This is a genomic window from Nocardiopsis sp. NPDC049922 (genome assembly GCF_040660275.1).
Classification (GTDB): Bacteria; Actinomycetota; Actinomycetes; order Streptosporangiales; family Streptosporangiaceae; genus Nocardiopsis.
Genome location: NZ_JBFAME010000001.1, coordinates 670,379 through 690,717, shown reverse-complemented (window position 1 = coordinate 690,717; position 20,339 = coordinate 670,379). Strand labels below are relative to the sequence as shown.

Annotated in this window: 17 protein-coding genes and 1 pseudogene; 12 read left to right on the top strand and 6 right to left on the bottom strand. The window is 62.7% G+C overall.

Going from position 1 to position 20,339, the window contains the following annotated elements; genetic code table 11:
• The first annotated feature begins 376 nt into the window (after positions 1-376).
• Together AB0I72_RS03270 and AB0I72_RS03265 are read left to right on the top strand one after the other, a co-directional pair.
• A complete protein-coding gene (locus tag AB0I72_RS03270; RefSeq protein WP_358562425.1) occupies positions 377-2,086 on the top strand; it encodes a hypothetical protein in 1,710 nt (569 codons plus the stop codon).
• The gene (locus tag AB0I72_RS03265; protein WP_358562422.1) at positions 2,086-3,042 is read left to right on the top strand and encodes an HNH endonuclease signature motif containing protein; all 957 of its coding nucleotides are present in this window, start codon (positions 2,086-2,088) and stop codon (positions 3,040-3,042) included. The genes AB0I72_RS03270 and AB0I72_RS03265 overlap by 1 nt, the downstream gene beginning before the upstream one ends.
• Positions 3,043-3,599: 557 nt before the next feature.
• On the opposite strand, the gene AB0I72_RS03260 is transcribed toward AB0I72_RS03265, so the two are convergent.
• On the bottom strand, positions 3,600-3,860 hold the full coding sequence (locus AB0I72_RS03260; RefSeq protein ID WP_358562419.1) for a hypothetical protein: 261 nt from the start codon (positions 3,858-3,860) through the stop codon (positions 3,600-3,602).
• A gap of 226 nt (positions 3,861-4,086) precedes the next feature.
• Here AB0I72_RS03260 and AB0I72_RS03255 point away from each other — a divergent pair, with 226 nt between their 5' ends.
• Together AB0I72_RS03255 and AB0I72_RS03250 are read left to right on the top strand one after the other, a co-directional pair.
• Entirely contained in the window at positions 4,087-4,623 is a 537-nt protein-coding gene (locus AB0I72_RS03255) for a hypothetical protein (RefSeq protein WP_358562416.1), read from the top strand.
• Positions 4,624-5,077: 454 nt separating this feature from the next.
• Complete coding sequence (locus AB0I72_RS03250; RefSeq protein ID WP_358562413.1) at positions 5,078-6,805, top strand: ATP-binding protein; 1,728 nt, start codon at positions 5,078-5,080, stop codon at positions 6,803-6,805.
• A 202-nt stretch (positions 6,806-7,007) separates the two neighbouring features.
• On the opposite strand, the gene AB0I72_RS03245 is transcribed toward AB0I72_RS03250, so the two are convergent.
• From AB0I72_RS03245 to AB0I72_RS03225, 5 genes and pseudogenes are all read right to left on the bottom strand, one after another.
• Positions 7,008-8,441 carry a PIN domain-containing protein gene (locus AB0I72_RS03245; RefSeq protein ID WP_358562410.1) on the bottom strand — a complete coding sequence of 478 codons (1,434 nt, stop codon included), beginning with the start codon at positions 8,439-8,441 and terminating at the stop codon, positions 7,008-7,010.
• Positions 8,442-8,781: 340 nt separating this feature from the next.
• On the bottom strand, positions 8,782-9,171 hold the full coding sequence (locus AB0I72_RS03240) for an NUDIX domain-containing protein (protein WP_358562407.1): 390 nt from the start codon (positions 9,169-9,171) through the stop codon (positions 8,782-8,784).
• A gap of 144 nt (positions 9,172-9,315) precedes the next feature.
• Positions 9,316-9,783, bottom strand: coding sequence for a DUF296 domain-containing protein (locus tag AB0I72_RS03235; RefSeq protein ID WP_358562404.1), 468 nt, complete (start codon positions 9,781-9,783; stop codon positions 9,316-9,318).
• Positions 9,784-9,819: 36 nt separating this feature from the next.
• Positions 9,820-10,836, bottom strand: a complete 1,017-nt coding sequence (locus AB0I72_RS03230; protein WP_358562401.1) for an asparaginase — start codon at positions 10,834-10,836, stop codon at positions 9,820-9,822.
• A 1,348-nt stretch (positions 10,837-12,184) separates the two neighbouring features.
• Positions 12,185-12,346: pseudogene (locus AB0I72_RS03225) on the bottom strand (helix-turn-helix transcriptional regulator); the annotation flags it as partial.
• A gap of 174 nt (positions 12,347-12,520) precedes the next feature.
• On the opposite strand from AB0I72_RS03225, the gene AB0I72_RS03220 reads away from it, so the two are divergent.
• The 8 genes from AB0I72_RS03220 to AB0I72_RS03185 are packed head-to-tail and all read left to right on the top strand — an operon-like array spanning position 12,521 to position 20,309.
• Complete coding sequence (locus AB0I72_RS03220; RefSeq protein WP_358562811.1) at positions 12,521-13,606, top strand: NAD-dependent epimerase/dehydratase family protein; 1,086 nt, start codon at positions 12,521-12,523, stop codon at positions 13,604-13,606.
• On the top strand, positions 13,603-14,592 hold the full coding sequence (locus AB0I72_RS03215) for a thymidylate synthase (protein WP_358562398.1): 990 nt from the start codon (positions 13,603-13,605) through the stop codon (positions 14,590-14,592). The genes AB0I72_RS03220 and AB0I72_RS03215 overlap by 4 nt, the downstream gene beginning before the upstream one ends.
• Complete coding sequence (locus AB0I72_RS03210) at positions 14,543-16,261, top strand: carbamoyltransferase C-terminal domain-containing protein (RefSeq protein ID WP_358562395.1); 1,719 nt, start codon at positions 14,543-14,545, stop codon at positions 16,259-16,261. The genes AB0I72_RS03215 and AB0I72_RS03210 overlap by 50 nt, the downstream gene beginning before the upstream one ends.
• Positions 16,258-17,301 (top strand): hypothetical protein, encoded by a 1,044-nt coding sequence (locus tag AB0I72_RS03205; RefSeq protein ID WP_358562393.1) that lies wholly within the window; start codon positions 16,258-16,260, stop codon positions 17,299-17,301. The genes AB0I72_RS03210 and AB0I72_RS03205 overlap by 4 nt, the downstream gene beginning before the upstream one ends.
• Positions 17,301-18,158 (top strand): radical SAM protein, encoded by an 858-nt coding sequence (locus AB0I72_RS03200; RefSeq protein WP_358562390.1) that lies wholly within the window; start codon positions 17,301-17,303, stop codon positions 18,156-18,158. Before AB0I72_RS03205 ends, AB0I72_RS03200 begins: the two co-directional genes overlap by 1 nt.
• 59 nt (positions 18,159-18,217) lie before the next feature.
• Entirely contained in the window at positions 18,218-18,736 is a 519-nt protein-coding gene (locus AB0I72_RS03195; protein ID WP_358562387.1) for a topology modulation protein, read from the top strand.
• A gap of 18 nt (positions 18,737-18,754) precedes the next feature.
• Complete coding sequence (locus AB0I72_RS03190) at positions 18,755-19,585, top strand: class I SAM-dependent methyltransferase (protein ID WP_358562384.1); 831 nt, start codon at positions 18,755-18,757, stop codon at positions 19,583-19,585.
• Positions 19,578-20,309, top strand: coding sequence for a phosphotransferase (locus tag AB0I72_RS03185; protein ID WP_358562381.1), 732 nt, complete (start codon positions 19,578-19,580; stop codon positions 20,307-20,309). Before AB0I72_RS03190 ends, AB0I72_RS03185 begins: the two co-directional genes overlap by 8 nt.
• The last annotated feature ends 30 nt before the right edge of the window (positions 20,310-20,339 follow it).

The window sequence follows — 20,339 nt, the reverse complement described above, 5'->3', positions numbered from 1 at the left end:
TGAACGTGGGGTGCGTGGGCGGGGTGAGCCTCAGAACAAGCTGGGGCAGGTGCGAGCCAGACTTCTCTGAGCCTCACAAGGTTCTCGTGCGTACTGCAGGCTGGCCAGCACGCCCACATCCCTCGTGGGAGCCCCAGCCGCGGTCACTACTGCAACGTGCCTGGTTTCCACCGGTTTGCGAACGCTGGCACCTGGAAGGGCGGTCTCCCGTACAGGGGGAGACCGCCCTGCGTCGTCTGTGGCAAGCTTCTCCAAGCGGACACAGTTGCCGCTACGCTGGAATACCCGACCAGCAGCACATTGGTGGGGTCGCACTCTTGGTCAACCCGCCAGACCCTCACGCCCCCGGCAAACAGGTCGTTGTGGAGGCTTCTACGTGAACAATAAGACGATCACCTACTCATACCCGGCGCACATCACGCGACAGACGCCGTCAGGCAAGCCGCTAGTCTTCTTTGCTGCTCCGGCCACCGAAATCGATCAGTGGGTTGGGGTCCCTCAGCGAAGTCGACTGGAGAACGAGGAGACGATCGGGTTCCAGCGGCAGGAGAACAAGACCCGCATCAAGGAGCTCTCCAGCTTCTACCACGATGAGCGAAACATCGTTCAGAACCCGCTCCTTGCTGCTCCGCAGAGCGAAGCCTCGGTGGAGTTCACGCAGCTGGAGGGCTATCCCGACTTCGGTACCCTGGAGATTGTGAGCCCAGACTTCAGCGGGTCTTCACTCTTGGCATTGATGTCACAGGTCGTTGAGCGACTTGAGGAACGAGTCCCAGAGCTCAAGGAGGCCTCCCTCGATCAGGAGCGCCTGTCATCGATCATGGATCGGGGGCGCAAGGAGCATGGGATCGATGACGCGATCGATGATGATGACGATGACAGTGCTGAAGAGAATGGCAATGGCAATGGGGGCGATGATGACGCGGCAAGCGTCCTGCTGACCGATGAGACCCACCTGGTCGACTTCTACACTGAACTCAAGGGGCGCATCAAGGTACTTGAGGCTCTCGACCCCGATAGGAACCCCGAACGTATCCTCGGTTTCGACCGCACGGCGATGATCAGTTACCTCAAGCCGATCATGCTCGTTGACGGCCAGCACCGTCTCAGGGGTGCAGTACTGGCTGCGGAGATCCATGCTGAGGCAGCTGACGGAGAAGCGTTCCAACTCGAAGCCGCAGAGGAAGGCAAGGACCCAGCGCAAGCCAAAGCAGAGTTTATCGCGGAGCACTCGCGACGCCTCCCCGTGTCCCTCCTCATGGATCCTAATCCGAGCGAGCACGTCTTCCAGTTCGTGGTCGTGAACCAGAAGGCCACACCAATGGGAAAGGCACTTCTGGGAACCATCGTTTCTACCAGCCTGAGTAAAGATGAGCTAGATCCAGTCGCTCAGCGACTCAAGGGCGCCGGAATCAAGTTGGACGATTCGCAGGCGATCGCTTACTTGACGCGTGCCGACGAGAGTCCTTTCAAGAATTGCGTTCAGACAGGTATATCGGGACCGACCGGCGACCGGTCAACTGCCCTCCAATGGCCTGTTCTCAAGGGTCTAGTTGGTATCTTCCGAGAGCTCTCTGGCGGCAAGCTGTACGGAGAGCCGAACGACTGGGCGCGCGTATGGGGAAAGTACCACTTGGACGAGAGCGCACTCGTTGCCGGCTTCGAGACTCATGACGAGAAGATGGCTGCGTGGGCTCGACAGGATGGCCCGTGGCGGGACATCTTCATGCGCTTCTACTCGAACATTAGGGAAAAGTTCGGTTCTGAAGACCAGAACGCATCAAACGCTTGGGGTACCACGCGCAGCAACCTGTTCAATAAAATTAGCCTGACCATTCTGGCAGCGGATTACTTTGAGTTCCTGCGTCTCCAGAAGAGGACTCTGAACAGCGTTGAAGACGTTGATTCAACCATGGAGTCTTGGCTGGAAGGTGTAAATTTGGCGTACTTCAACCGCAATTGGAAAGTTGAAAAGAAGGACACGCCAGCCATTCGCAAGACGTGGGCTCGCCTGTGGCACAACTACCGAAAAAACCCTGAGTCGCTCCCCAAAGAAGGGCTGTTCAACCCTGTGACTGGGTCGTAATGCAGCCCCAGGAGGTTGGCGAGTTCTTCGCCGAGATCAAGAGGGCCTTGGACAACAACTGGTCTGACGAAGAGCTCAAGTCTCTCGCTAAGTACACCGTTCCGGATGTCATTGCGGGCAGTCATGGGTGGCTGCTCCGCGGCGACCTATTGACGGTGTGGGGACGCTGGTTTATCGAAAGCCTAGTCGATCTTGCGCCGTTTGAGCTCGACCCTGACCTGACCATCGGGCATCTACACGTACCCATACTTGCCTACATCAACGCCGTAAGCCCGCAAGTTCCATTGGACGAGCGAAAGAAGTATGCGAGAGTCCTCACACGGTTCGCATGGCAGCTCGTTTCAGCGCGACGTCGCAAGAAGCGATCTGCTATCAGTCTTGCCTTACGTGAGGAACTTTGGGCTCTTGGTCAACCAATGCCTCGATGTTACCTGTGCGGATTCGGATTTGGCGATGAAGCCAAGGATAAGTTCCTCGGCGCCTCCAGGACCAGTCCCCCAACGCCGCTGCTCGTTGACTTCACTAGACCCCGAGGAGTTCGGTCGGCCCAACTTTGTGTTGAGGTAGACCATGTGTTGCCCGTCGCTGAAGGTGGTGAGACCAGTGTCGAGAATCTTCGCCTCGCATGCGGTTGGTGCAATTCAGTCAAGAACCGTTACACGAACATCTATGATGCGATGCCTTGGTCTGTGGGGATATTCGAGCATCCGGCACTAGGCCCGATAACGCAACCGCAACCGCTGTGGGTTCTACGTACTGTAGCAACACGGAGACGATGCGAAGCGCCCGAAGGCTGCACTTCACGAATAGATGAGGCTGAGCTTTTCGCTGGACCGAGGAATCAAGGGGGAGCACTCACCCCGGTCAACGTTGCCGTGTATTGCGAGCAACACGATCCATGGCGTCTCGACAGGTGGGTCGGCCCCAAGCGGCTATTTTCGGATGTAGATGCCTAGATCGCCGTATGTCAACTTCCTCTGGTAGACAGGAAGCTGTCAAGAAATTAGTCTTTAGTTTCGGCTCTGGAATCATGCTGTTCGGGAAACAGAATCCAGCGAAACTCGGCGAGATCGTAACGTGGCTTATGCCATTTTTGGGTAAGCGGCAGTGGCGGTTGACCTCGATTCTTCAGTGGTGAGGGTTGCTTGAGGAGCGCTTCGGGTTCGCCCCGGTTTGTCCCACCGGTGTGGGTGCGGGGCCGTCGCGTGTCGCTGCGGGCCGCGCTGGGCCCCACCGTCCCGGAAGGTGTCTGCTCTCCTCCTTCCCGCTGCTGGTCGGGGTAACGGCCGCGTCATCTGAGCAGGAGCGGTCGATGGCCAGCACCCTGTAGCGGGCGTGCCGAGTCAGCCTCGCGGGTAGATGGTAGGGGCGATAGCGCATGGTGACCGGTTCGGCCATCTCCAGCCCCTCCTGGTCGTGCAGGGTGAGCAGGAGCAGCCACGCGTCCAGGTCATGGGCGGTGTTGGCCGCCACCATCCACTCGCGATTGACTTCCCACGATGCCTCCTTGCGGTCACGTGGCACCAGAGCCCAGGAATCCGACTCCGAAAAATGTGGGACACACCAGGTGGCCGATCCGGGTGGGGGCGGCGCGGATCCAGTGGCGTTCGGAGTTATGGCGCAGCAGGACCTGGGCCACCGCGACGCACACGAGTTCGGCGTCGGTGAGCAGCCGGTTCGGGCCGCATTTGAGGGGTTGTTCGCGCGAAGGCAGGACGTGGTCGTCCAGGTGGACGTAGAGTGCGGTCAGAAGGGCGTCAAGGTCAGTCTTCACACACCGATCCTGGGCGCCCTTCGTCATGGGCGCAGGAGTTCCAGGAAACCCCCATCAACGATCTAGGTGGTATGAGCGGTCTGTCACCGGCTGTCGGTGGCAGGCTCTACAGTGTCACAACCTGCTCATGCCGAAGTCGACCGCAGGGCGACGGCGGCCAAAGGGAGAGCGGGCAACAACTGAGTGGGCCTGGCTTACAGCAGTCGGGCACCGGAAAGGAGCGTTGGTGCTCCAGCTCAACGACGTGCGTGTCGAGACGATGCGTCGTCTGCACGAGAAGAACAAGAGGGCATGGGATGGCGAGTACCTCGACATTCTTGACACTGCTCTGAACTTGACACTTGGTCACAGGCGCGTGGCAGAAGAGCCCGACCTGCTCTGCCGGAACGTCATCCGGGACGCGCGTCGCATAATCCGTCGTTCCCAGGCCAACTCACGTAGAAGTGCAGCTCGCCGGCCTCTTGCGGACGCGGGGAGACGCCGTGTGTACGCCACTGCCACAGACGGTTCCTGTGTGGTCGAGATGGTGACGAACAATAGCCCTGAGGCGCATGCCATTGCTTCCGAAACTCTCCGGGAGCTTTCGGTCTTCGCCGTCACCCTTAGCCCTCACGGTCTGGCCTGCCTCCAGGGCATGCTTGACATGGCGGCGGTGCCTGCCTCGGCTAGTGAGATTGGCGTTTCGGTTGCCACCGTTGAGCGTGCTCGACGCGCCCTTCGTGAGCACGCACGGTCTCTGATGTCCGGGACGACCGCAGCATGAAGTCGGCCAGTGATGCCCCCGTTCGGCTAGCTGCTCCCTACCAAGGCACCCACCGTCTCGCTCTTAAGTTCACGCGAGGTGTCGTGAACCTGCAGGTACCGACAGGAACCATAGGCGCTTACCTGCTGGTGGAGCACGACCAGTACGGCGTTCGTCCCTTGTACGTGGGACGATCCGACACCTGTCTCCGTCGAAGGCTCTCGCGCCATCTTCACCGAGGACGTGCGACTCACTTCGTTGTCGCACCCGCCCGTAACCCTCAACAGGCCTACGCCATCGAGTCGTACTGGTACCACCAGTACCAGGCGATGGGTCAATTGATCGCTAACCAAATCCACCCTGCCAGCCCGGCAAGAACCGGCCGACTATGCCCGTTCTGCCCCGAATCCGCTGTCATTCGAGCGTTCAGCCGCACGCTTCCGGGACCTCGCAACTCTGAAACTAGGAGCACATCATGACTTCGGAGAAGTTGGACATCGTACCCATTGTTCTCTCCGGTCAGGCCCTCCTCAGCCTTCGAGAGTCCGGCCACAACTTCCCTTCCGCTGTTGGTGAAGTGATCGACAACAGCATCGAGGCCCGTGCAAACCACATCCAGATCATCACCGAAGAGGACACGGTCGGACGTAAGAAAACGCTGACCCAAGTCTCCGTCATCGACGACGGTGAGGGTATGGACGATGAGACACTCCAGCACTATTTGCAGCTTGGCTTCTCGAAGAGGTTCATGTCTGACAAGACGATCGGGAAGTTCGGTATCGGAGCGAAGCTGGCTGGCCTCAGTGCCGGCATGCGAATCGACGCCTGGTCCCGGAACGAGGGTAGCGAGAACATCAGACACATCTCCTTCGACCTCGAAGAGGGCATCGAGGCGGAGAAGCGCGGCGAAGAGGTTGGGGTTTACCCGCCCGATGATGAGCCACTCCCCCCTCACCTCGAGGTCTACTTTCCTGAGGGCTCCGGCACCATGGTGACGTGGTCGAAGATCGACCGCGTGTCTGACGGTCACGGCAGGAGCACGCCGGATCACGTACGCAATGAACTGAACAAAGAGCTGGCCCGTATCTTCCGCGAGTTCCTGTGCGGTGGCATTCGGATCACTGTCGACCACACGGACCTGAAGCCGCACGACCCGACCTTTCTCCGCAAGGGCACCTGGGCTGACCACATGTTGACGGAGGAGCTTGCACACACCGGCGGCGCCTCTCCTGAGGAGCGGCACTACCCCGGGCAGGTGTTCTTCAACGAGGAAGTCAAGGTCCAGGGCACTGACCACAAGATCCGTGTCGTCATCGCTCTGGCACCACCCGAGGTACTGCGCTTCAAGGGCGCGGGTGGTGACAGCTTCGCCAAGAAGCTACGAGTCCCGGACAACGAGGGCGCGATCAGCTTCATGCGACTCGAGCGCGAGATCAGCTACACTCCTGTGGCTCGCCTTTTCCCAGGAGGAGTTCAGACCCCGGACCGGTACATCGGCTTCGAGGTCTATTTCACCCCTGAGCTTGACCGCATGATGGGTGTTCGCAATGTCAAGCGGGGCGCCGTACCGGCCGACGAACTTCGCAGGACGCTGCGCGAGATCGCTGCGAGCATCATCCCGAAGGCGCGAGAGGAGATCCAGCGCGTTTGGGGCGAGGAAACCCGCAAGACTGCTGTCAAGGCAGGCGAGCACGCGTCTATTACGAAGGCTTTGAAGAACGCGGACCGCACCATGCCCAAGGGGCGAGTCAAGCAGACACCCACGTCGGTCCAGCAGGAGAAGGAGTACGAAAACCTGGCAAAGGATGCTGGGCGTAATGCAACAAAAGAAGAGAAGGACGCCTACAAGCAGGAGATCAAAGACCTCCCGTTTATCATCGAGACGGTGGACGTGCCCGGGGACGATCTCTTCCACCTCACGCACCTCAAGGGCCAGACGATCATCCGCTTGAACGAGCGGCACCTCTTTTACCAGGAGATGTACGAGCCTCTCCAGGAGCTTTCCAAGAAGAGCGGCACAGGCACTGGACCGAATGCCTCAGCCACAGCGCGCCGGGCCATCGAAGCGATTACCCTGCTCCTTGTGGCGTACGCGAAGGCCGAGTCAATGCACGAGACCCCGGTCGACCAGTACAAGGAACTGCGAAAGTGGTGGGGCAGCTTCACCGAGCAGTATCTGACAAAGATCAAGGACGTCCTCTGAGGTCAGTTGGCAGTATGAGAGGAACGTGAGGGCCCGGCGGGGAAATATTATTGCTCCGCCGGGCCTTCGTAAACTACGCAACGGACAGAGACACGATGTTGCTGATGCTCCTCAAGTTGTGCCACCCCTGCAAGGCACTCAAGTCCTTGGAATAAGATCCATTTCTCGGGACTATATGAAATGTGCTGTGAATTAAGAAATCCTACCTTGTTAGAAGATCAAGTTTTCCCATCCATCTTAGCAGCAAATCAATTTGGGTTGGACTCAATTCCAGGTTAGGGTGTGTTGTCAATGAATCTTTAATTTCTGATATGGTGGCGCCGTCGCGTAGTAGATTGCGAGCCTCGAAGGCTCCTTCGATTCTCTCCATGAACAACCTGTATAGAAGCTCCGTGTCTCGAGCCTCCAAGAACTTCTCGCCTGATTCTGTAAGGGATATGCGATTCCCATGGACAATAGCGAATCCAAGTGATACAAGGTTCATGAGGCGTCGGCGAGCTTCAGGTGCCAGAGTGACACTGGGGAAGGACTGCATGAACGCTCTAATACAGTCGTCCATCTTGGGATTCTCATCGACGAGTCGTGCCATCGACCAAATGGTCTCAATGTAGTCGGTGCTTCGACCGCCGGGGACTTGAGCGAGACGATGGCGTGCCCCTGAGCCAGGAGAGGTTACGTCTGCCTCATTGTCTTCCGTTGACTCGAAGGATTTCAAAGTAGCAACAGAGTCCTGGTTAACTTTCTCCTCGAGCTTGAATGCAGTGCTAACCTTCTGCATTAACACACTAGGTTCGACCATAAAAAAACTCTTGCCCACCAGATCCCTAAATTCATTAACAAGTTCGACACGAGGAAGCCGCATGGACTTGGCAGAAGCCTTTCTCCACCAATCATCCTTGAGATCACGGGTGACGAATAGAGTATCCATCTTCCGTGTTTGTGCCTGGTCTAGAATCTGACGCCATACCAGATAGTCTCCAGCGGCCTCTTCGTCGCCTTTCTTTCCGTTTTCAAAGTCAATGTACCCAGGTGGGACTTGGTGGTCAGCCCGTTCCTTGGCTCTGCTAATCTCTTCAGTGAGTCTATGATTGTCATAGGGGGTTCCTACGCGCTCGTTAAGCAACCGCTCGAGCTCATGTATCACTGGGTCTGTGTTAGTGTCTCTTATTCCTGGAACTCTGTCTTTTTTGGCTTGTTCGTCAAGCAGGACCCCGATCTCTCCGAACAAGATTCGCGCTTGATCTAGTTTTTCGTACATAGGTGCAGAAATATCGACTTTGTCGCCGATATGTACACTTTTAACCCACTCATCGAGGGCTCTTCTAGCCCTGTCCGTGGAAGAGCGAAGGATCTCTTTTGCGGTTTCAGATTTTCTGTCGTGGTAGGAGATTAGCTCTTCGCTTTGTCGATTGCGCCAAAATTCGGTTACGACTTGATGTGGGACCCATATTCTTTCCGAGATGCTTTTGAGTACGATTAGCATGTCCGTGCGAGCTTGGCCATTCATGCGATAAAGGTCAAGTAGTACGTTTGTGTCTAGGATGACCAAGCCGTTTCTGAATATTGCATTGTAGTCACTGTCTTTTGGTGTTCTCTGGGCCTCGAATCCATCGAACAATCCTCGTTTTTCTGGCATGGTCTCATCTCTCTGGGGTGCAGGGATATTCTTAAATATTCGAGTCTCAGGCGCGATATTTTTCGATTGGTGGTCTATGGTCGGTCGCCAGGTACTGGCACGGCCCATCTCCCTTACACCTGGGCGGACTCGACACAGCACAACGCTGAGAACGATCCACATGAACGGTCCTGGGTTGTCCTTCGCCCGTGCCCTTCCACGGTCACGAGAACTGCACCGTCTTTCAGCCTCCAGGTCTTGGATGCAAGTGTTGAAACGGGATTCGGAGGTCATGACGAACGGCGGGGTAGGCGTCCCAGCAGAGTTTGATAGCGCGTGCGGCATCCTTAGGGTGACCTGGTTATGTGCGCGATCTAGGGAACCAGGTCAGGACCGACCGCTTGTAGCCTTCGGGCATCGGCAGTTCCGGCACCTGGGCTTCGGCGAACAGTCCGGCCTCCTTATGTTCGCTGGAGACCACGACCGGGGCGTGGGAGTCCACATGGCATCCGTAGGTGACGATGAAGACGTGCCGGTCCACCTGGGTGATGTGGTACATCCACGAGTCGAGGATCTCGGCCACCCGCACGGGCCAACCGGTCTCTTCCTCGATCTCCCGGGCCAAGCACTCCTCGGGGGTCTCCCCGATCTCGATCTTGCCGCCAGGCAGCTCCCACTCATCGCGCTCGTTGCGCAACAACAGCACCCGGCCGTCGCGGATGACGACGCCCTTCACCGAGACAGGAAACATGCGTGGGACGTAGGGGGTGTCGGACACGGGAGGGTTCGCTTTCGAAGACGTGTGGGATCGACGTTCGCAACTTCAGTGGGAGCACCTGTACGCCTTAACCGCCGTGCGGGAGCCGTCAGGGCTGAAGCACTTACATCGCGGGCTTCAGCCGTCGCTTCCGAAACGGAGAAGCGGCACGTCGTAGAGGTCCGGTTTACGGATTCGGTGCATCTGCGGTGACGCGACTTCAATGAGCACCATCTCGGTGAGGAACTGGACCTGGGCGCCGAGCAGGTGGCTGGTGTGACCCGTCGCGCTGTGCTCCTTGAGCCCGACGGAGACGTGGATGTGGGGGGAGATGGTGTCGGTGGTCTCGTCGTAGGCGATGGTGCCGCCGCCCAGCGCTTCGACGTTGTTCAGTTGGACCTTCGACCAGACCGGCGCGGCCGGGTCGGTGAGCTTCTCGCAGGTGCCGACGATGTCTACGTGAGCGAACCCAGCGATGAAGACCGGGATGTAGCCCTGGCGGACGTCGTTGTCTCGGCAGAACTCGGAGAGAGACGAGAAGAAGTCCTCACCGTGGTCGAAGACGAGGCCGAAGGTCCGTCCCTGGGTCAGTTCATGGCTACGCACGTCGGTTTCCGCATCTTTTTGAGGGGTGGGTGAGGATTAGGCGTCGGAGTAGCCACCAGCGGAGGCGAAGGCCTCCGTGATGCCGGAACGGTCATGGCCGGTGGCCAACAACGCCCACAGCAGGACGCGCGCCTTGTACGGGTCCAAGAACCCAGCCCGGATCAGCCCCCGCTCCAACAAATCCTGCTCAGAGCCCGGGAACCCGTAGGTAGCCCCGAGTCCGGCTCCAGCGCCGGTCCGGGAAGCGAGCACCACCGGAACGCGGTCGGCGAGGTCCTCGAGTGCGGGCACCAGGTGTTGCGGGACGTGGCCGACACCGAACGCGGCGATGACCGCGCCGTCGACCCGCTCAGCCAAGCCCTCCAACAGCAAGCCGTCATCACCCAACGCCACCGTCACCAGGGCCACACACGGTCCCGTACCCAGATTCGACAGGTCGAGCGTGGCGCGCCCCGTGGGGTGGTTGAGCAGGCGCGGGGTTCCCTCCACCACGTAGCCGAGCGGGCCGCCGTTGGGGGACTGGAAGGTGGCCCCACTCGTGGCGTGGGTCTTCCGGACCCGACTGGCGGCATGGATCTCGTCAGCGAGCACCACCAGGACGCCCAGGTTCCGAGCACTCGGATGGGCGGCGGTCTGCACGGCCGCGAGAAGGTTCGCGGGACCATCGGCCCCGGCCAGGGTGGGGTTGCGCATCGCTCCGGTTACCACGACCGGTTGCGGGGCGGTGTGGAACAGATCGAGCAGGTAGCCGGTCTCCTCGATGGTGTCGGTGCCCTGTGTGACGACGACGCCGTCCACCGTTCCCGAGGCCAGGCGCTTGTCGATCTCCGCAGCCAGATCGGTGAGGTCGGACAAGCCCAGGGAGGCGCCGGGAAGCCGTCGGAAGTCCTCGACCTCGATGTCGACACCGGTCTCGGCCAGTCCTGGTACGGCCGCCACGAGTTGGGCCGCCGACAGGGCCGGAACCACCCCTCCTGACCCGTCGGAGGTCATGGCGATCGTCCCGCCCAGTCCGTACACCGCCACCCGAGGGCGGGACTCCTTCGCGAGCACGACTCTCCCTTCGCCGCAGGGTCTGTGAGGGGCAGCCTAACGCCCGGGGGAACCCGCTCGCCCGATGAACCGGCAAGCACGATCGACACCGGCCGTGGACAGCAACCGGCTGGACGGAGGAGCCAATCCAGCGAACCCGTAGGCGCCGATCTGGGCACACCGGGATAACCAACCACGCCCAGTTCACCTCGAGATACTCAGCGAGGGAACACAGTCTTCCCCTCGACGTGTCAGCGCTGATCACCGAGTGAGCGCGTGCGTATCCTGTGACATCCATGTACTCGCGCAGCGTCGACGTGCTGTCCGTCGTGTCCACGTGCCAGACACCGTCGGAACCGAGCCAGTTGGCGACGATCGCCTGCTCACCAGGATCGAGCACGAAACCTTCCACAGCCCCATAGGCCGGTTCGTCGGACACCTGAACCCGGATACCGAAGGACTCCATGAGAGCCGCGGTGAGCAGGAACAGGATCCGTTCAGCTCGTGGTGCCTTGCTCACCGCCGCTTCGGGAAGGCAGAACGATCGCGTGGCGCCTGACGGAAACCGGTTCGAGAGGGCCCGAAGGTAATCGTGCTTGTGGGCGAAGAGCAGCCAGGTACTGGCCTCCTCTCCGCTGCGTTCCCGGGTCCAGAAGTCAGGTGCCGAGGTGAGCCGCTCAGACTGCTGAAGGATGTAGCGGGCGCAGAAATCCGAGCCCACCCACAGCTGGGAAACCGCGGTCAGTCCGGCGACCATGTCCCGCCCCGCGGAGGAGCGGCGAAAGGCCGCGAACGCGTCGAGTTCCTCTCCCAGCTCCGTGATCAGCGCGTCGTCGTAGAGGAGCGCACTGTCCAGAGAACTGACCGCCCACAGCACGCCCAGGGTGAGATCGTCGAGCACGTAGGCATCAGGGATGCGTAACCGGACGCGGTCCCCGCTGTGTCGCCCCTCCCATCGCGCTCTCCGAGCCCGTCGCTCGTTCAGTGCGACCATCCGCCGGTCGTCTCCATCGCTGAGGCCGATCAGCAGTCGAGGCCGGTGGTCCGCGCCCGACTGATCCTCCGGCGTCTCGACGAGGACATGGCCTGAACCGCGTGAGGCGTGGTGGACTCCCACCTCAACCGTGGCTCCTCCGAAGAAGGAACCCGGAAGGGCTTCGAGCGAGGCGCTCTCACCGGGCGAGGCCTCCCCATTCCAGGTCCACAGGCTCTGCGTGGTACCGGTTTCCACCAGCGCGAACCCGTGACGCGGGGCAGGAACCAGTATCGCTGGCCGCCGACTGCTGACGAGCTCCTGGGCGCGGCCGAGGACTCCTCCCGTGTCGAGGACCTCATCGAGCTTCCGCGCCAGTTCCTCCGGGCAGTCACGCTCGGCGGTCTCGATCTTGCCGATCAGACTTCCGCTGGTCCACGCCTGTCGGCCGAGCTCCGCCTGCGTCAGGCCACGCTTCAGACGCCAGTGGCGCAGTTCCGCGCCGAACCAGTCTCTTGCTGAGCGGCCTGGTCGCAGTGTCTTCAGGGGTTGTGGCATCACGGCACCTCCCAGGAGTACCCAAGCGGACAACGAGTGGTGTCCGCTTCAGCATCTCGACTCGGGCCAGCGAGCGCCACCAGATTGAAGAAGTGAGCCACGGCGGCGCGGGCCCGGTGAAGCAGCGGTATCCGCGCGATTCCAGGTCCGGACTCCGTGGACAGCCGTGAAGGCATGGATGGACCTCAGCGAAGGAGGAAGCGCCCCAGTGATTCAGGTGCCGACATCAATGCGGTGGTGCCGATGATGTGTGCCGAGCGATCGAAAAGCGTCGCCGTCACAGGGGTCAGCGGTTTCCTGGGATCCCACCTCGCGGAACGTCTCGTGCGTGAGGGAACGCGGGTCGTGGGGCTCGACCGGATCCCCGTGACACACGTAGCCGATGCGATGGGCGAACAGGTGGATTCTGCCTTGGGCACCGGCCTTGTGTTCGAGCGATGCGACCTGGCCACAGACGATCTTGCCCCGGCGCTGCAAGGCGTCGACACGGTCTTCCACCTCGCCGGTGTGAGCGGGGTCCGGGAATCGTGGGGGAGTCGGTTCAGCGACTACGTCAAGGCGAACGTCCTCGGGACGCAGCGGCTCCTGGAAGCGTGCCGGACAGCGGGTGTCCGTCGGGTGGTCGTCGCGTCCTCGTCCAGCGTCTACGGTTCGGTGACGGGTCGACCTTCGTTTCCTGAGGACCCTCCCCGCCCGGTGTCACCGTACGGGGTCTCCAAACTGGCCGCCGAACGTCTGGCTCTGGCCTACGCCGAGCGCTCGGATTCCGGCTTCGACGCCTGCGTTCTCCGCTACTTCACCGTGTACGGCCCGCGTCAGCGCCCGACGATGCTGATGTCCCGCGTACTCGAAGCCGCGTACACGGGGTGTCCGCTGACGGTGTTCGGCGACGGGCGGCAGCGACGGCACTTCACGTACGTGGACGACGCCGTCGAGGCGACGGTTCTGGCCGGTACGCGTGCGTTGCCGAGCTCCCAGGTGGTCAATGTGGCCGGGCCTCAGAGCGCCAGCGTCTCCGATGTGCTGGCAGTGGCCGAGTCCGTGGTCGAGGGTCCGATCCCCGTTCGGTACGTGGCCGACCGACCGGGGGACGTCTCCGCCTCCCAAGCGGACCTGAGCGCGGTCTCCACCCTGTTGGGGTACCGGCCCAGCGTCGACCTGATCAGGGGGATCACCGCTCACTGGGGGTGGTACCGAACGCAGGGCACGCGAGGGGCGCTCTCCACTGTGGGCGAGGTCGCGGCAGGAGGTGTCCGGTGATCTCGATCGAAGCCGCATCAGCCAACGAACTGTTCTCCGTCGCGGCGCACACGGTCATGTCGGAGGGAAACCCCGTTGCTCCTCGGGGAGGAGCCACCAGGGAAGTCCTTGGAGCGCATCTTCTCCTGCGCGATCCCCGACGCCGACTCATCTCGGCCCCACCGATCAGGATCCTGAACCCCGCCTTCGCGGTGGCGGAAGCGGTCTGGATCCTCTCCGGTAGCGACGACGCCTGGATCTTCGACTACAACCGCCGCCTGGCCGAGTTCGCGGACGACGGTGTGCTCCGAGGCGCCTACGGCCCTCGGCTACGTCGGTGGGGCGGTGTCATCGACCAACTGGACCGAGTCCGTCACCTTCTCCTGGAGGATCCCGACACCCGACGCGCCGTCATCCAGCTCTACGACCCTGGCCTCGACTCCGCCCCGAACAAGGACGTCCCCTGCACTCTGGGATTCCGTTTCTTCCTTCGCGACGGGCGACTGCGGATGCACACCACCATGCGCAGCCAGGACCTGTGGCTGGGCTTCTGCTACGACGTCTTCACGTTCTCGGTCCTGCACGAGCTGATGGCCCACTGGATCGGCGCGGAGCTGGGCGAGTACCACCACCATGTCGACTCCCTTCACCTGTACGCCGAGCACTGGGACGCCGCCCTCCAACTGCCTACGGCCCCTGACCCCTCACCCAGGAGCGCACCGCTCGCGGTGGCCTGGGAGGACCTCGACACGACCCTGGCGCGGACGAGAACAGGCGGTCCGCCGCTGCCGGCGGCCTGGGACCAGTTCGCCCGGACGATGTACAGCTACCAGCTCTGGAAGGCCGGAAACCACGGCGAGGCACGGAACCTGGCCCTCGCGATCCCGGGAGCCCTCGGAGAGGACCTCACCACCTGGTACGACCACCTCACCCGCCGCAGGAACGAGAGGAGGAACGGTGTCGACACGCCCACCCCTGGTGCTCGGCCTGTGCTCGGGCACTCATGACTCCGCCGCCGCGCTACTCAGCGGCGGCAAGCTCGTCGGCCTGGTCGAGGAGGAACGGCTCAACGGGGAGAAGCACACCCGAGCCTTCCCACGAAACGCCATCGCCTGGCTCCTGGAGCACGCGGACGTAGCGGCTAGCGAGATCACCTCGGTCGCGTACAACTTCCAGCCGGGCCTCTACCGCGAAGGAGTGCTCTCCAGCCTCTCCCACCTCCTCCGGAGCTCAACACGGAGCAGGGCCCTACCCCGGGCCAACAGCTTCAGGAAGGTGCACCGTCGGGCCACCGAACGGCTCGCGAACCTGGCGGACAGGTTTCCACAGGCTGACGTCGTGGGCGTGGAACACCACCGCGCCCACGGGATCTACGCGTTCGCCGCGTCCGGGTACGAGAGCGCCGCGGTGCTCGTTGTCGACTCCCTCGGCGAGACCACGACCACCTCGATCGCCCGCGCGCGTCTGGAGGGTGACGGTGTCCGTTACGAGCCTGTGGCCCTGATCAGCGATCCCGCCTCCCTCGGATACGCCTACGGAGCGGTCACCCAGCACCTGGGATGGCGCCGGGGAGACGAGGAGGGAACGGTGATGGCCCTGGCCGCGTTGGGCGATCCCGCCCGTTACCGCGGCCTCTTCCAGAAGGGCATCCGTACGACGGGGGACGGGTTCGCCCTCGACCCGAGTCTCTTCCCACTCCGGGTCGTCTCCAGCCGATACCCCAGGTTGTCTTCTGCGTTCGTCGCGGCCACCTGTCCTCCCCGTGTCCCAGGTAGCGCGCTGCGAAGGGTTCACGCTGACCTCGCCGCCGCACTCCAGGAGCGGACCGAGCAGGTGATGGTCCACCTCGCACGCAGGGCGCGGGCTCTGACCGGGGAAACGCTCCTGTGCGTGGGCGGTGGTGTGGCGATGAACTGCCTGTCGATCGGCGCGATCGTCCGCGAAAGCGGATTCGAGGAGGTCTCCGTCCCGCCCGCGCCGGGAGACGCGGGTACGGCGGCCGGGGCCGCGCTCGCTCACCACCTCGACACGACGGGAACCCTGGCCAGCGGGGCCGCACGTCGTTGCTATCTCGGACCGGCCTATCCGGGAATCGAACTGGGAAGCCGACCGCGTGAGGGGTTGTCCGCCCATCTGGTCACCGACCCGGCTCGTCACCTCGCACAACGACTGGCCGATGGTCAGATCGTGGGCGTGTTCCAGGGGAGGTTGGAGGCGGGACCCCGAGCGCTGGGAAACCGGTCGATTCTGGCCTCTCCGCTTCGTCCTGACGTCGTCGACCGTCTCAACTCGACCGTGAAGTTCCGAGAGTCGTTCCGCCCGTTCGCCCCCGTGGTACTCGAGGACAAGGCGGCGGACTACTTCACCCTCGGACAACCGTCTCCCTTCATGTCCATCGCCAGCGGAGTCACTCCGCTGGCACGGGAGACGATCCCGACCGTCGTACACAGGAACGGCACCGCGCGGGTCCAGACGCTGACCCGTCGACACAACCCACTGTTGGCCGAAGTCCTGACCGTCTTCGCGGAGCTGACCGGCGTGCCCGTTCTGATCAACACCAGCCTGAACGTCAAGGGCAAACCGATCTGCGGGACCCCCGAGATGGCCCTGGACTGCCTGGAGACCTCGGGCCTGGACGCGCTGCTGCTCGAACAGTGGTGGGTGGAGAAGGCATGAGGATCGGCTACAGCTTCTGGGGCTTCCTTGGGAACGGCGTCACGGATACGCCCGATGGTGGGCGCAGCCACCGGCGTGTACTCGTCGACGGCCTGAACGATCGCGGTCACCACCTCGTCTTCCTCCAACCCAACCGTGACCTTGTCGAAGCTGGCGAGGACTTCACCGGCCGGTACACCTGGGACGAGCGTCTACCCACGATCGACGCGCTCCTGCTCGAATGGCGCTGGCCCATCGCCGGACGGAACGTCACCTCGTGCGCCAGCCCCGGCCACACCTGCGACCTGCACCGTCAGGAGGACCTCATCCGCGCCTACGTGCGCGGCCTGGGCCTGCCGACTCTGCTGTGGGACAAGGACCTGCGGTTGGCGAAGGACGACCCGATCCGGTCGCTCCCCAACATCATGGTGTGCGAAGCGGCGCTGTTCCCGAACGACGGGGCGCGATCCCTTCTCTTCCCCGTTCACGACGCGCACATGGACGCCGCTGACCCCGAACTTCTCGCCAAGGCCCACCGAGACCTTCCACTGGTCTACGCGGGCAACCAGTACGACCGGGACGCCGCCTTCGACCGCTTCTTCGCTCCAGCGGCGAAGCGCCATCGTCACGTGGTCGTGGGGAAGTGGCCACGCACCGACTCCTGGCCGCACGTCACCTTCCTGGGACGGCGACAGTTCTCCGAGATCGAACCGCTTCACCGAAGGGCCCTCACCACCATGCTGCTCGCACCCGAGCGGTACGCGGAGTGCGGGCAGTTCACCCAGCGGCTCTTCGAGGCGGTGCTGGCCGGATGCCTCCCGATCGGAGCCTCGAACATGCGCGGCATCGACCAGGTCCTCCCCGAGGAACTCGTCGTGTCCGACGGCGTCGGAGTCGCCCGGCTGATCGAACACCTTGAACGGATCGCCGGAACGGCGCGCCACGCCCGATTGATCGCCGACTGCCTGGACCGTCTGGAACCCTTCCGGCTCTCCCACCAGGTGCCGGTCATCGAGTCCGTCCTCGAACCGGCGGTCACCGACAGCGAAGGAGCACGCTGATGCCCCCGAACGTGGCGGCGAATCCCCTGCCCGGGGTCAGCCGTGTCGACAAGCTGTATCTGGAACTGCTGTTCCGCTGTAACTTCCGGTGCGGACACTGCTACCACGGCAGCGACCTGGACCGACCCGACGTGGTCCAGCTTTCCCAGGCGGTTCGGGCGTTGGAGTACTTCTCCAGCCGGTTCGCCTGCCGACAGGTGTGCTTCCTCGGTGGCGAACCCCTGCTGTACCCCGATCTCCCCCAACTGCTGGCCGCCGCCAAGGACCTCGGATTCACCACGGAGATCTGCACCAACGCCTACAAGCGCCGCCAGGTCCTCGCCGACTGCCTCCCCTTCCTGGACCTGCTGAGAGTCTCTCTGGACGGCGGCACCGCGGAGACGCACGATCGGATGCGGCGCTCGGGATCGTTCACAGCGGTTTTCGACACCCTCACCTGGGCGAAGGAGAACCAGCTCCCCTTCGGGGCGACGTGCACCTTGACGGCGCAGAACATCGCGACCGTTCCGGGGCTCGCCCACCGACTCCACGAACTGGGTGCCCGCGAACTCATCCTGCACCGGCTGCGAGAGGTCGGCAACGTCCTCACAACCGCTCTGCAGCCGGTCTCCTGGGACCAGACACGGCGACTGCACGAGGACCTCGCGGATCTGAACCTCACCGGCATGTACGTGAACAGTCACATCCTCCTGCCCGAACGCTGTCCCGCTCCTCAGGGCGTCGTGGAGAAACTGGAGATCGCTCCGGATGGCAGGGTCTACCTGTCCTGTGCCGAGGTCGCCGGACACGGCCGAGACGTGCGCTTCGACTTCGACCGGGGTCTCCTCGCCGAGGCGCCCACCCAGGCCGGGAAGTGAGACGGTGCGTGTCCTGATCGAGTCACAACACGGCTTCCACTGGAGTAGCGTCGGAACCCATGAGGATCGCGATTATCGGCTGTGGAGGAAGTGGCAAGACCACTATCGGCCGTCGGTTGGCGGAAGGCCTGGATGCTCCGCTGACCCACCTGGACGTCCTGTACTACGACGACGAATGGAACACCCTGCCCCAGGAGAAGTTCGCCGCGATCCAAGAGGACCTGGTGGCTCAGGACCGCTGGGTGATCGACGGGAACTTCGCCTCCACCCTGCCGATCCGGCTTCGCCGTGCCACAACGGTGATCTTCCTCGACCTGAGCCCGATCACCTGCCTCACCGGGATCGCGCAGCGACGGCTCAGGTATGGCGGCGGACAGAACGACTCCACCGGGGTCTACGACCGCATCCACTGGGGCTTCATCAAGTACGTGTGGAACTTCCGCAGGACCATGGGGCCGCGAGTCCGCAAGCTCATCCTGGAACACGGGACGCACGCGGACGTGCACATTGTTCGTACGCGTCGCGCCGCCAACCGGCTCGTCGACGAGATCATCCGGACAGCGGGCACCGGAGGCTGACCGGGTGGGAGGCCACTCGTGCCTCTCACTAATCCCTTCCTCGACCCGGATCAGGTTCGGGGCGGGCTGTACGCCGGGCCGGACCGGCTGGCCTCACGAACTCACGCCTTGCTGAGGGCACGTGTCAGCGGCACGCCGGTTGTCGATGTCCTGTCCCGTCTCCTCGACACCTGGCTCACCGTTCCGGTCCGCGACGCACGGCTCCTGGACGCGGGGTGCGGACGAGGGACGACCAGCCGCGCACTGGCCGGTCTGGGCCCGGCGTCCCTTGTGGCACTGGACCTGTCACCCGGTCTCGCCGCCACGGCACGATCGAGGCTTCCGCACGGCGGCCAGCGGGCCGTGGTCTCCGCTGATTTCCACCGGCTGCCGTTCAGGTCGAACGTCTTCGATGCGGCGATCGCAGCGTTCTGCCTCTACCACTCGTCCGACCCGACCGCCGCTATCAGGGAGATCAGCCGTTGTCTGAACACCAGGGGTGCGTTCATCGCGGTCACGAAGTCGGAGGACAGCTACAGCGAACTCGACGAGGTGATCGCCGATATCGGAATGGCCTCCGATATTGCTGATCACCCCAGCCTGTACACAGCGGCGCACAGCGGGAACATCCTCACGTTGACGGCTCCCGTTCTCAAGGTCCGACAGGTCCTGCACGAAGAACACCGGTTCCGGTTCGAGACGCTGGAACATCTGGCCAGCTACCTGGTGACGACTCCGAAGTACGTGTTCGCCGACAACATCGGTTTTGACCACCAGTCCTTGGCCGAGGAACTGCGGCGTCGAGGGTGCCCCACTCCTCTTGTCGCGTCGTCCACCGTCTCCTACCTGGTGGGAGTCCCGGATGCGTGAGACCTTCACCAAGGAGTACTGGGATCCGATCAGGTCGAGGGCCGCGGTGTCCCATCACCGTTGGCTCCGAGATATGGGGGCTCCGGTCCCCGCTCTACTCGCTGTCTTCCCCGATGAGCTCGTGTTCGGACACGTTGGTGGAGAGCACTGCCGAGTCGCGGACCTGCCCGTTGTCGCGGCGCTGCTCGGGCGCCTCCACGCGGTGGCGTTCGAACGCCAACTGCACGAGGCTCGGCTGGATGGTTCCTTCCGAACCCCGGGTGCTCCGTGGCTGGATTCCTTCGTTCGCCCGCGCCTGGAGTGGCTGGACCGACGTCGGCGTGAGGGAAGCATCAGCACTGGCCAACATGACACCGCCGCAGCCGCTATCGCTGAGGCATCCGACCGCCCGGCCGCGGTCTACAAGGACTGCAACGTTCGAAACGTGCTCGTCGACGGGACAGACATCACCCTGGTCGACTTCGACGACCTCACCCTTGCCCCGTTCGGCTACGACCTCGCCAAGCTCCTGGTGAGTGCGGCCATGACCTACGGCCCGCTCACGAACTCCCTCTACACGCGGGTGCTCGACTCCTATCGCCACTCCGTCGAGAGCACGGGAGGCCCAGCGGGCACCTGTTCCCGGAGCGACCTCGGCGACTGGATGGAGATCCACGGACTGTTCACCGCTCGCTACGCCGGTCGCAACGGCTATTGGTACCCGTGGCCGGAGGTTCGTCCTTGACGCCCAGCACGTTCGAGCATCCAGGAAGGC